At 70.6% G+C, this 11464-nt stretch carries 11 protein-coding genes; 7 read left to right on the forward strand and 4 right to left on the reverse strand.

Going from position 1 to position 11464, the window contains the following annotated elements; translation table 11 throughout:
• Positions 1 to 18: 18 nt before the first annotated feature.
• Positions 19 to 315, reverse strand: a complete 297-nt coding sequence (locus ASF21_RS06540) for a hypothetical protein (RefSeq protein WP_055768287.1) — start codon at positions 313 to 315, stop codon at positions 19 to 21.
• A complete protein-coding gene (locus tag ASF21_RS06545; RefSeq protein ID WP_055768291.1) occupies positions 315 to 1040 on the reverse strand; it encodes a GAF and ANTAR domain-containing protein in 726 nt (241 codons plus the stop codon). Before ASF21_RS06545 ends, ASF21_RS06540 begins: the two co-directional genes overlap by 1 nt.
• 270 nt (positions 1041 to 1310) lie before the next feature.
• On the opposite strand from ASF21_RS06545, the gene ASF21_RS06550 reads away from it, so the two are divergent.
• Entirely contained in the window at positions 1311 to 1535 is a 225-nt protein-coding gene (locus tag ASF21_RS06550; protein ID WP_157365757.1) for a hypothetical protein, read from the forward strand.
• Between the two features lie 27 nt (positions 1536 to 1562).
• Here ASF21_RS06550 and ASF21_RS06555 read toward each other — a convergent pair whose 3' ends face one another.
• Entirely contained in the window at positions 1563 to 2615 is a 1053-nt protein-coding gene (locus ASF21_RS06555) for a LacI family DNA-binding transcriptional regulator (protein ID WP_055768297.1), read from the reverse strand.
• Positions 2616 to 2783: 168 nt separating this feature from the next.
• Between ASF21_RS06555 and ASF21_RS06560 the strand changes: the two genes are divergently transcribed.
• From ASF21_RS06560 to ASF21_RS06570, 3 genes are read left to right on the forward strand one after another with little or no spacing between them, the layout of a single operon-like run.
• Positions 2784 to 3968, forward strand: a complete 1185-nt coding sequence (locus ASF21_RS06560) for a Gfo/Idh/MocA family protein (protein ID WP_082471281.1) — start codon at positions 2784 to 2786, stop codon at positions 3966 to 3968.
• Positions 3965 to 4975, forward strand: coding sequence for a DUF6807 family protein (locus ASF21_RS06565; RefSeq protein WP_055768300.1), 1011 nt, complete (start codon positions 3965 to 3967; stop codon positions 4973 to 4975). Before ASF21_RS06560 ends, ASF21_RS06565 begins: the two co-directional genes overlap by 4 nt.
• A gap of 9 nt (positions 4976 to 4984) precedes the next feature.
• Positions 4985 to 5584 carry a maltokinase N-terminal cap-like domain-containing protein gene (locus ASF21_RS06570; RefSeq protein ID WP_055768304.1) on the forward strand — a complete coding sequence of 200 codons (600 nt, stop codon included), beginning with the start codon at positions 4985 to 4987 and terminating at the stop codon, positions 5582 to 5584.
• A gap of 55 nt (positions 5585 to 5639) precedes the next feature.
• Here the strand turns inward: ASF21_RS06570 and ptsP are convergent, their stop codons facing one another.
• A complete protein-coding gene (ptsP, locus tag ASF21_RS06575) occupies positions 5640 to 7325 on the reverse strand; it encodes a phosphoenolpyruvate--protein phosphotransferase (RefSeq protein WP_055768306.1) in 1686 nt (561 codons plus the stop codon).
• Between the two features lie 119 nt (positions 7326 to 7444).
• On the opposite strand from ptsP, the gene ASF21_RS06580 reads away from it, so the two are divergent.
• The 3 genes from ASF21_RS06580 to ASF21_RS06590 all read left to right on the forward strand — a co-directional run bounded on the left by ASF21_RS06580 (position 7445) and on the right by ASF21_RS06590 (position 11375).
• Positions 7445 to 8173, forward strand: a complete 729-nt coding sequence (locus tag ASF21_RS06580) for a TetR/AcrR family transcriptional regulator (protein ID WP_055768309.1) — start codon at positions 7445 to 7447, stop codon at positions 8171 to 8173.
• A 62-nt stretch (positions 8174 to 8235) separates the two neighbouring features.
• Entirely contained in the window at positions 8236 to 10224 is a 1989-nt protein-coding gene (locus ASF21_RS06585; RefSeq protein WP_055768310.1) for a PTS mannitol transporter subunit IICBA, read from the forward strand.
• Complete coding sequence (locus tag ASF21_RS06590) at positions 10224 to 11375, forward strand: mannitol-1-phosphate 5-dehydrogenase (RefSeq protein ID WP_055768313.1); 1152 nt, start codon at positions 10224 to 10226, stop codon at positions 11373 to 11375. The genes ASF21_RS06585 and ASF21_RS06590 overlap by 1 nt, the downstream gene beginning before the upstream one ends.
• The last annotated feature ends 89 nt before the right edge of the window (positions 11376 to 11464 follow it).

Raw genomic sequence — 11464 nt, forward strand, 5'->3', positions numbered from 1 at the left:
GCCCGGCTCGCGACGGCGCTACTGCTCTGTGTCGTCCTCGGAAGCCGAGTGGGCCCGGACCAGGTCGTCGCAGAAGCGCGCCCTCCGCCTCGGCGGCAGGTCGTCGACCATCTCGTTCACGGCGAGCGCGAGCAGATCGCACTCGAGCGGCGGCAGGGGGATCAGACCGGCCAGGTAGGCCTCGACCTCGTACTCCTCGACCTCGCCGCTGAGCGAGAAGTAGCGCAGCCACACCTCACCGGTCGAGAAGCCGGCCTCGACGATGGCGGCGTTGATCGATGCCCGCTGCTCCTCTGCGTAGGGGAATCCGGCCACTAGGCGTCACTGCCCTCGGAGGTACCGTGGCCGTTCACGATCTCCGCGGTGAGCCGGCGGAACGGAATGCCGGTGCTGCGGGCGCGGGCCGTCAGGGCGGCGAGCGCCTCCGCCTCCGTCAGGCCCTCACGCTGCATGATGATCCCCTTCGCGATGCCCACGAGGTCCCGCGATCGCAGGGACTCCCGGAGCTCCCTGCTGATGCGCGTGGACGTATCGGTGGTCTGCACGTGACCGAGCAGCGCCGAGGCTGCGACGGACCGGCTGCGGAGCCGGGTGCGGTCGGACTCGTCGAAGGCCGCCGGGGTGGTGGAGTAGACCTTCATGGCGCCGATCGCATCGCGTCCCCGCATCAGCGGAACGCTGAAGCAGGCCCTGATGCCCGCGGCGTCCGCGGCGACGCTCCACGCCGGGAAGCGGCTGTCCGAGGCGGTGTCCTCGACGGTGACGGGCGACCGGGTGGCCCAGGCCGCCAGGCACGGGCCCTCACCCAGGCTGTACTGGAGGTCGTCCGCCGTGCGCACGAGGGCGTCGGTGGCACCGACGCTGGTGCGCTCCGCGTCGTGGATGAGGGAGACGCCGGCGCCGATCGCGTTGGGCGTGGTCTCCTGCGCGACCTGCGCGAGGACGTCCACGGCATGCTGCGCGGTCTCCTGCGTCAGCGTCAGGCCGCGGATGCGGCCCAGGGTGGCACCCAGCTCGCTGGAGAGGGGAAAGGAATCCATCAGTAGCCTCGAACGTCATGCCAGGCTTGATCCTGGCGCTGCGGGCCTTCTGCTGGACCACGATCGCACGTTTCCGGCGATCAGCTGACCCCATCGTAACCGTGCAGGTGCCGGGACCCGTCGCCGCTGGGAAATTGCTCCCCGAAAGCCGCGATCGTCTGGTTAGGATTGTCGCGACGACGCCACGGTCGCCGTGCCCACGGTCCCTGACCGATGGAATGGACGTGTCGGCGTCGTGCCGTCCCCAACGAGTGTGAGGTGCTCCGCGCCATGACGAACGACGATTTGCAGAAGATCCGCGTGGCCGCGGCGGACAAGGAGGACGTCGAGTTCGAGCTCGACCGCGCCGAGCTGGTCCTGCAGGAGGCGGTGGCAGAGGCGCTCGTCCACGGTGAGGACATCGCCGTCGTCGCGGAGCTGGCAGAACTCCCGGTCGAGGACGTCGCAAAGCTCGCGGCACAGGAGGCTGCCCCGGGCTCCGTCCTGCCCTTCTGACGGGATCCGGCCGGGGCCGGACGTGCCCTACCGCGGCGGAGTGCTCTCCCGGATGACGGTCTCCGTCGGAATCGCGCCAAACCCTGCCGAAGCGCCGGTCCCATCGCCGTCGTGGGCGGTACCCGTGGCGAGCCGGAGGGCGCGGCGTCCCACGTCCTCCAGGGGGATCCGCACCGTGGTGAGCGCGGGCGTGATGTCACGGACGGTCGGGATGTCGTCGTAACCTGCCACGCCGATGTCCTGTCCGGGCACCAGGCCCGCATCGCGCAGTGCCGAGACGACGCCCACGGCCATGACGTCGTTGACCGCGAAGATGAGGTCCACGCCGGCGCCGGCGGCCAGGAGTTCCTGCGTGCCGCGGTATCCGCCGTCCCGCGTGAAGTCGGCGTGGATGATGCGCTCGGCCGGCAGCCGGACGCCGTGCTCCGCGAGCCCGGCCGTGAAGCCTGCGAGCCGCTCCTGGGCGGTCCTGATCTCGGCGGGCCCGGCGATCACGGCGACGTCCCGGTAGCCGAGGCCGGCCAGGGCGACGGCGAGGTCCCGCGCGCCTCCGTGGTTGTCGAGCAGCACCGTCGCGAACGGCGCCGCGTCCTGGCTGATGAAGGCGACCTTGCCGCCCGTGTCCTCGAAGGAGGACAGTTCCGCGCGCAGGTGCTCCTCGAAGGGCGATCCCGTGGTGCGGGACCCCGCGAGGATCATCACCCGGGGACGCTGGCCGCGGAGGGCCCGGACGGTATCCAGTTCGCGCTGCGAGTCACGGCCGGTCACGGCGATGGTCACCACGAGGTTCTCCTCGCTCGCGGCGTCGATCACCCCGGCCGCGATGCTCGAGAAGTAGGGATCGGCGATGTCCGCCACGAGGAGCGCCACGGTGGTGGTGCTGCCCTTGGCGACCGCCTGGGCGAACAGGTTGGTGGTGTAGCCGAGCCGCTGCGCGGCCTCCACCACGCGGAGCCGGTAGGACTCGTTCACCTTGCGCGCGCTGCCGTTCAGCGACCGGGATGCCGTGGCGAGGGAGACGCCTGCCTCGCGGGCGACGTCGTGCAGCGTCGCGGGACTCTTGCTGGCCGGTGCCGACATCGCTCGTACTCCTGGGGGTCCGGGCTCCGGCCGTCCGGCCGCACCCTGGTGGATCTTCCGCGTCAAAGGGCCATTCTTGCACGGTGCGAGGCCGGCCCTCCGAGGCTGGTAAGCGCTTTCTCTGTTACTGTTCCGAGAACCGTACTGCCGACCGACCAGGGAGGATCCATGCCCCAGCCCGTCCCGATCGGAGCGCCTGTACCGTCCGCCGACCCCACTGGGTCCGGCAGGGCCGATGGCCCGGCCCCGCTGCTCCGGGCCGCCATCCTGGGGACGGGCGGCGTGGCGCATCTCCACGCAGCTGCGCTCGCGGGCCTCGACGGGGTGCACCTCGTGGCCGCCGCGGACCCTTCCGGGCAGCACCTGACGGACTTCGCCGACGCCTACGGCGTGCCCTCCCGGTTCTCCTCCCTCGAGGAGCTCCTCGAGGGAGGCGGCGTCGACGTCCTGCACATCTGCACGCCGCCCGGCGGTCATGCCGAGCAGACCGCCGCCGCCGTCCGCGCGGGTGCGCACGTCGTCGTCGAGAAGCCCGCGGCCCTGAGCCTCGACCAGCTCGACACCATGCTCGACGCCGCCCACGCCGCACGCCGCGGACTCGCCGTCGTGTTCCAGCAGCGGTCCGGGTCGGCGGCGGCCAGGGTCAAGGAACTGCTCGACTCCGGTGTCCTCGGCAGGCCGCTGTCCGCGCTCTGCCAGACGCACTGGTACCGCACACCCGAGTACTTCGCCGTGCCGTGGCGCGGTACCTGGGCCACCGAGGGCGGCGGCACCACCCTCAGCCACGGCAGCCACCAGATCGACCTGCTCGCATACCTCCTCGGTGAGTGGGAGTCGGTGCACGCGACGCTCTGGCGTCAGCAGCACGACATCGAGACCGAGGATCTGGCGCACGCATCGCTCGTCTTCGCTTCCGGGGCCGTGGCGTCGGTGGTCACCACCGTCCTCGGGCCCCGTCAGTCGAGTCTCATCAGGATCGACACCGAGCACGCGACCATCGAGCTGGAGCACCTGTACGGGCACGCGCACGCCGACTGGACGATCACCCCGGCGGCCCATGTCGACGAGGAGACGTCCTCGGCATGGGTCCTGCCCGAGCTCGAGATCCCCAGCGGGCACGACGCGCTCCTCGCCGAGATCTACGCATCACTGCGCTCGGGTGGGGGCATGCCCCCGATCGTGTCCCACCCGAGCCGGGCGCTCGAGATCGTCACGGGGATCTACGCGTCGGCGCGCGAGGGTCGCTGGCTGGCCCGCGCGGACCTCGCCGATCCGGCGCTGCGGGGGCCGCTGGCCGCCCCGGTCACGGATGGCAGGCGACGCGCGGACGGGACCGGCGGGACGACGGCGTGAGCGCCTCCGTCCCCCTCTCGGTCGGTGGGCGCCGGGCGGGACTCCTGCACGACGGCACCGACGAGCCCGCCGTCCACTCACCGCGCCCCTTCGTCCACCCGCTCCTCACGCCCGGCGGGCTGACGGTCTCCGGTGATCGGCCGTCCGACCACCCCTGGCACCACGGCCTGGGGATCGCCGTCTCGACGGTGACGGTCACCGGGCAGGCCCATCCCGTCAACTTCTGGGGAGGCCCCACCTTCCTGCGGGGCGAGGGCTACGTCCAGCTGCCGAACAACGGTGTCCAGCAGGTCGGCTCCGCCGACAGCGCTTCCACCGACGGCGCTTCCACCGACAGCGCTTCCACCGACGGCACCGACGGCCGCGTGCGGCAGCAGCTCGTCTGGCGGGCGGCGGACGGCACCGAGGTCCTCGCCGAGGAGAGGACCTGGCGCGTGGACACCATCGGGGCCGGCGGCGTCGACTGGTTCCGCACCACGGTCAGCAGTCGCTGGACCAACACCGGCGGGGGCGGCCTGGCGTTCGGGAGCCCGACCACGTCGGGACGGCCAGCTGCCGGCTACGGCGGATTCTTCCTGCGGCTGGCGCAGACCTTCGACGGTGCGACCGTCCTCGGCGCCCCCGATCCGAGCCCCGCGCGTGACCCGGACCGGGGCGCCGGGGGAGTAGGGCCGCCCGCGCCCACCGCCGTCGAGCTGGACGAGGCGGAGGCCATGGGGCGCCGGGGGTCCTGGCTCGGCGTCCGTGCAGCGACGGCATCGGTGCTCATGGTCGCCGGGCGGGGTGCTCACGGCGGGCCTACGCCCTGGTTCGTGCGGACCACCGGTACCCCGATGCTGTGTGCGGCGCCGTTCTTCCACGAGGAGGTCCCGCTCGCCCCGGCGGCCACGGTGGACTGGACCTGGTCCGTCCTCGTCGCCGACGGTGCCGTCCCGGGCACGGCCTTCGCGGCGGCGGCGCGCGTGCCGTTGCCGGCGGTCGGCCGGGTGGATCCACCCGGCATCTAGGCTGGGCCCATGGCCCTCATCCACGACGTCACCCTGCGCCCCTCCAAGCTCGAGCTCCTCGTCGGGTGGCTGCCGCAGCAGCCCTGGGCGTCCGGGCTGTCGGGGGCACCGGCCCGCGTGGCATCCTTCCGCTTCGACGATCCCGAGGGTGAGGTGGGCGTGGAGACCCTGCTGATCGGCGTGGGGCCGGATCTGTTCCAGATTCCCCTGACCTATCGTGGCGCCCCGGTGGACGCGTGGACCGGGCACCTCGTAGGCACGCTCGATCATCCCGCACTGGGGCAGCGCTGGGTGTACGACGGCGTCGCCGATCCCGTGTACCTCGCCACCCTCGCGGAGGCGGTGTACGACGGCGCCCCGCAGGCCGAGCAGTTCCAAGAGGTCGAGGGCCGGCGGTTACCGATCGAGCCCACCCTCACGCTCGCGTGGTCGGAGGGCGGGGACCGCCGCACGGAGTCCGCGGCGGACCGTGCCGTCGCCCGCCTGGAGACGGCCCGCGGACCCGTGCTGCTGTTCCGTACCCTCGACCCGCGCGCCGAGGTCGTCGGCCGGACAGCTCTGCTCGCCTCACGGGAGGACTGGACGGTGCAGCTCGCAGCCGCAGGCTAGACGACAGCGAAGGAGCGCGGCAGCGCCGCATACGCCCCGACCGCCGTCCCGGGGGCTAGAGGCCGAGCTTCTCGAGCACCGGCAGTTCCGCCCGTGCGCGGGTCTTCGCCTCGGCCGCCGTGGGAGCGGCGACCGCGATCCCGGCGATCCGCTGGGCGTCGGCGAGCGTCACGCTGGCGAGCACGGCGCCCACCCCGGCGAGGGCGCGCGGCGTCATCGACAGCGTCGAGACGCCGAGCCCCACGAGCACGACGGCGAGAGCGGGATCCGCCGCAGCCTCGCCGCACACACCCACCGGCTTGTCGTGACCCTCCGCGGCGGAGCCCTGCACGGTCAGCTGCACCATGCGGAGCACCGCGGGCTGCCACGAGTTGTTGAGGGCCGCGAGTGAGCCGAGCTGGCGGTCGGCCGCCATGGTGTACTGCGTGAGGTCGTTGGTGCCCAGGCTCGCGAAGGCCACCTCACCGAGGATCGCCTCCGCCATGACCGCGGCGGAGGGGACCTCCACCATGACGCCCGGGGTCTGCAGACCGGCGGCGGCGCACATGCGGGCGAAGTCGGCCGCTTCCTCGGCGGTCGAGATCATCGGTGCCATGACCCACACGTCGGCGGTGGCCTGTGCTGCGGCATCGGCGATCGCCGCGAGCTGGCGCTCGAGGACACCCGGGGAGGTGAGGTCGGTCCGGTAGCCGCGGACGCCGAGGGCCGGGTTCGGTTCGGAGGCGTCGGTGAGGAAGGGCAGCGGCTTGTCGGCGCCCGCATCGAGCGTGCGCACCACCACCTTCCTGCCGGGGAACGCGTCGAAGACACCCTTGTACGCCTCGATCTGCTCCTCGGCCGTCGGTTCCGTGTCGCGTTCCAGGAAGCAGAACTCCGTGCGGAGCAGGCCGACTCCCTGGGCGTTCGCCTCGGCTGCCTTGACGGCGTCCTTCGCTCCGCCCACGTTGGCGAGCAGGGGGACCTCGTGACCGTCGGAGGTGACGCCCACGCCGTCGAACACGGTGAGGGCGGCGGCCGCCGTCCTGTAGGCCTCGGCGGCGGCTTCCTCCTCCGCGCCGGGATCGAGGGCGATGGTGCCCGCGGCGCCGTCCACGTAGACCACGGCGTCCTTCTCGATCCCGTCGACACCCGTCGCGGCGACGACGGCGGGCAGGCCCAGTGAGCGCGCGATGATCGCGGTGTGGGACTGCGGACCGCCACCCGAGGTGACGAGGGCGAGGACCATGGCGGGATCGAGTGTGGCGGTGTCGGCGGGGGCGAGGTCCTCGGCGACGAGGACGAAGGGCGTGTCGGAGGAGGGGATGCCGGGTGCTGGCAGGCCGCGCAGTTCGGCGACGATCCGCGCCCGGACATCCAGGACGTCGGCCGTCCTCTCGGCCATGTAGCCGCCGAGGTTGTGGAGCATCTCGGCGACCGATGCGCCGGCCTCCCACACGGCGCGGGCCGGGGACGTCCCCTTGGTGATCAGCTTCGTCGCGGACTTCAGCAGCATGGGGTCCGCAGCCATGAGTGAGGTCGCCTGGAGCACGGCCTTCGCGTCGCCCTTGGCGATGCCGGCGCGGCGCTTCAACTCCTCCTGCACCGCCTTCGACGCGGTCTTCAGTGCGGCGACGGCCTCGTCGGGAGCGTCCGGGGAGTCGTGGCGTTCACCTGCGGGAGGTTCGCTGACGGGTGTCGGCATGTGGCGGACGGGTCCGATCACGCGTCCGGGACTGACTCCGACCCCTGCGAAATTCTCCATTGAACGTCCTCGTTTCCTTGCCGGTGGTGGTCTCGGTCTAACACCATTGTGCCGCCGGACGCAAAGGGCTTGTGTGAGCCACTTCATATAACAGTGCTATAGGTGTTACGGTAGCAGGCATGAAAAAGGTAGGCGAACCCGCGCCTAAGACCAGGCTGCTCAGGGCCGCTGCGGCATTGCTCGCGGAGTCCAACGGCGAGCCCGTCTCGACCCGGCAGATCACGGAGGCCGCCCGGGTGTCGGCGCCGACCCTGTACCACCACTTCGGTGACAAGGAGGGCCTGTTCGACGCCGTCGTCGCGGAGGGCTTCTCCGAGTATCTCGACGGAGAACGATCCCTCCCCACCTCGGGCCAGCCCATCGAGGACCTCCGGATGCACTGGGACAACCATGTGCAGTTCGGGCTCGACCACCCGCATCTCTATCTCGTCATGTTCGGCAACATCCGCCCGGAACGCCGCCCGTCGATGGTGGCGAGTGCCGAGGCGTTCCTCGAGGAGGTCCTCGCCCGCGCCGCCGAGGCGGCCCGCCTCGTGGTCTCGCCCCACGAGGCTGCACGGAGCATGCTCGCGGCCAACATCGGCGTCACGCTGATGCTGATCGCGGAACCGGCCGCCAAACGCAACCTCGAGCTCTCCGCCATGACACGGGAGGCCGTGATCTCCGCGGTCGCCACCGATTCGGAAGCGGACCCGGTGACCGACACCGAGGGGACGCCGTCGGTCGTCGTGGCCGCGATCGCCCTCAACGCGGCGCTCCAGTCCTCACATCCGGACCAGCTCTCCAGTTCGGAACTCAAGCTCTTCCTCGAATGGCTCCAGCGGATCTCCAGCAGATCCGGGAGCTGACGCACTTCACCCACCACCCATCCCTCCCGGCAGAGTTGCGGGGACAACGGTAAGGAAAGAATGTGGCAATACAAGTAGAGGCACGATCCGGCACCAGTGCCCGGGTCCGCGTGCAGAAGTTCGGAGCCTTCCTCTCCGCGATGATCATGCCCAACATCGGTGCGTTCATCGCCTGGGGCCTGATCACTGCGCTGTTCATCGAGGCCGGATACTTCCCCGTGGGCGTCCTCGGCGGTTTCGGGGAGAACGCGGCGGGGGATCCGAACGTGGGGCTGGTCGGCCCGATGATCACCTACCTGCTGCCGCTGCTCATCGGCTACACCGGTGGCAAGATGATCTACGAGACCCGCGGCGGAGTCGTCGGCGCCGCTGCCACGATGGGCGTGATCGTCGGGACGAGCATCCCGATGTTCATCGGTGCCATGATCATGGGCCCGCTCACCGCGTACCTCATGAAGAAGCTCGACTCCATCTGGGACGGCAAGATCCGCCCCGGCTTCGAGATGCTCGTCAACAACTTCTCCGCGGGAATCTTCGCGGCGCTCATGGCGGTCTTCGGCCTGCTGGCCGTCGGCCCCGTGGTGACCCTGTTCAGCGACGCCGCGGGCAGGGGCGTGGACTTCCTGGTCAGCAACGGCCTGCTGCCCTTCACCAGCATCCTGATCGAGCCGGCGAAGATCCTCTTCCTCAACAACGCCATCAACTACGGCGTGCTCACACCCCTTGCCACGCAGGAGGCCACCGAGACGGGGAAGTCGCTGCTGTTCCTGCTCGAGGCCAACCCCGGCCCCGGTCTCGGCCTCCTGCTCGCCTACGCGATCTTCGGCCGCGGCATGGCCAAGGCCTCCGCTCCCGGCGCCATCATCATCCAGTTCCTCGGCGGCATCCACGAGATCTACTTCCCCTACGTGCTCATGAAGCCCCTCATGGTCCTCGCCGTGATCGGCGGCGGCATGGCCGGGATCTTCACGCTCGTCCTCACGGGAGCCGGCCTGCGTTCGCCCGCGGCGCCGGGCAGCATCATCGCCGTCTACGCGGCGACGGCGTCCGACAGTTTCGTGGGCATCACACTGTCCGTCCTCATGGCAGCAGCGGTCAGCTTCCTCATCGGCTCCGTCATCCTCAAGACCTCGAAGGCCTCGGACGACGACATCTCGGGTGCCGCAGCCAAGATGGAGGGCCTGAAGGGCAAGAAGAGCTCGGTCGCCGTGAACTTCGCGTCCTCGTCGGCCACCGACGGTCCCATCCGCTCGATCGTCTTCGCCTGCGACGCCGGAATGGGCTCCTCCGCCATGGGCGCCTCGGTGCTGCGCAACAAGATCAAGGCCGCCGGTTTCCCGGACGTCAAGGTCACCAACTCCGCCATCGCCAATCTGAAGGACGACTACGACGTCGTCGTCACGCACCAGGACCTCGCCGCACGTGCCGAGCCCCTGACGCGGAGCGCCACGCACGTGGCCGTCGACAACTTCATGAACAGCCCGCGGTACGACGAGATCGTCGAACTGGTCCGCGCCAGTGCGGCGGCCGAGGGCGGCGTGGACCCGAAGGCCCCGATGCCCGCAGCAGCGGCATCCGAGGTCGACGACGTCAGCGACGGCGATGCAGCCGGGGGCGGCAACGACGTCCTGGCCGAGGAGAGCGTCGTCCTGCACGGCAGGGCCACGACGCAGGAGGACGCCATTAACGAGGCGGGCCGCCTGCTGGTGGATCGCGGCGCGGTGGATGCCACCTACGTCGCCGCCATGCACGAGCGCGAGAAGTCGGTCCCGACCTACATGGGGAACTTCCTCGCCATCCCGCACGGTACCAATGCGGCGAAGGACCTGATCAAGCGCTCGGCCGTGTCGATCGTGCGCTACCCGGAGGGCATCGACTGGAACGGCAAGCAGGTGAAGTTCGTGGTGGGCGTCGCAGGCGTCAACAACGAGCACCTGTCCATCCTCTCGGCGATCGCCCGTGTCTTCTCCGACAAGGACCAGGTGGCCAAGCTCGACGAGGCCACCTCGGTGGACGAGGTCCTCGCCCTCTTCGGAAAGGTCAATGCGTAGTGAAGGCAGTACATTTCGGTGCCGGCAACATCGGACGCGGCTTCGTGGGGCTCCTGCTCCACGAAGCCGGGTACGAGGTGGTCTTCGCCGACGTCGCGGACGCCCTGATCGATCAGCTGGCCTCGACGCCCGGCTACGAGGTCCACGAGGTCGGCGAGGAGCCCGCGGTGAAGACGGTGGACAACTACCGCGCCCTGAACTCGCGCTCGCAGGAGGAGGAGGTGGTCGCGGAGATCGCCTCGGCCGAGATCGTGACCACCGCCGTGGGACCCAATGTCCTGAAGTTCCTGGCCCCGGTCATCGCCCGGGCCATCGCCCAGCGCGGAGCCGGGTCGGCACCCCTGCAGGTCATGGCGTGCGAGAACGCCATCAACGCGACGGATCTCCTGCGGCGCGAGGTGGAACAGGTCTACGAAGGTGCTGACCTCACGGCCCGGGCGGTCTTCGCCAACACGGCCGTCGACCGGATCGTGCCGAACCAGGCCGAGGGTCAGGGTCTCGACGTGACGGTGGAGACCTTCTTCGAGTGGGTCATCGACCGCACGCCGTTCGCGGGCCGGGCTCCGGAGATCCCGGGGGCCACCTACGTGGACGACCTCGCCCCGTACATCGAGCGCAAGCTGTTCACGGTGAACACCGGACATGCCTCGGCCGCCTACTTCGGCTACGCGGCCGGTGTGGACAAGATCGCCGACGCGATGGCGGACGAGGGGATCGCGGGCAAGGTGCGCGCGGTCCTCGACGAGACCAAGCAGCTGCTGGTGTCGAAGCACGGCTTCGACGAGGCGGAGCAGGAAGCGTACGTCCAGAAGATCCTGCGCCGTTTCACGAACCAGCACCTGCCGGACACGGTGGTGCGCGTGGGACGAGCGCCGCTGCGGAAGCTGAGCCGTCATGAGCGCTTCGTGGGACCGGCTGCCGAACTGGCTGAGCAGGGCGTCCACCCGGCAGCCCTGCTCGAGGCGATGCGGGCGGCGTTGACCTTCACGGCGCAGGACGATCCGGAGGTCGCGGCGCTGGCCGAGATCCTCGTATCCCAGTCCCCGGACGAGGCGACGACGTCGATCACCGGCCTCGGGGCGGATCACCCGCTGTACGCCCCGGTGCGGGACCTGATCGCGCAGCACGTGCCGGGGCACCACCCGGCGTAGGGCCCGGACCTGCATCGCAGGGAAGGGGGAGAGGGGGCGGCTTCGGCCGCCCCCTTTTCGCGTGCCTGCCCTTGACGGATCCCGGGGGG

Origin of the sequence: Arthrobacter sp. Leaf234, from assembly GCF_001422665.1 — a bacterium.
Taxonomy (GTDB): Bacteria; Actinomycetota; Actinomycetes; order Actinomycetales; family Micrococcaceae; genus Arthrobacter_D.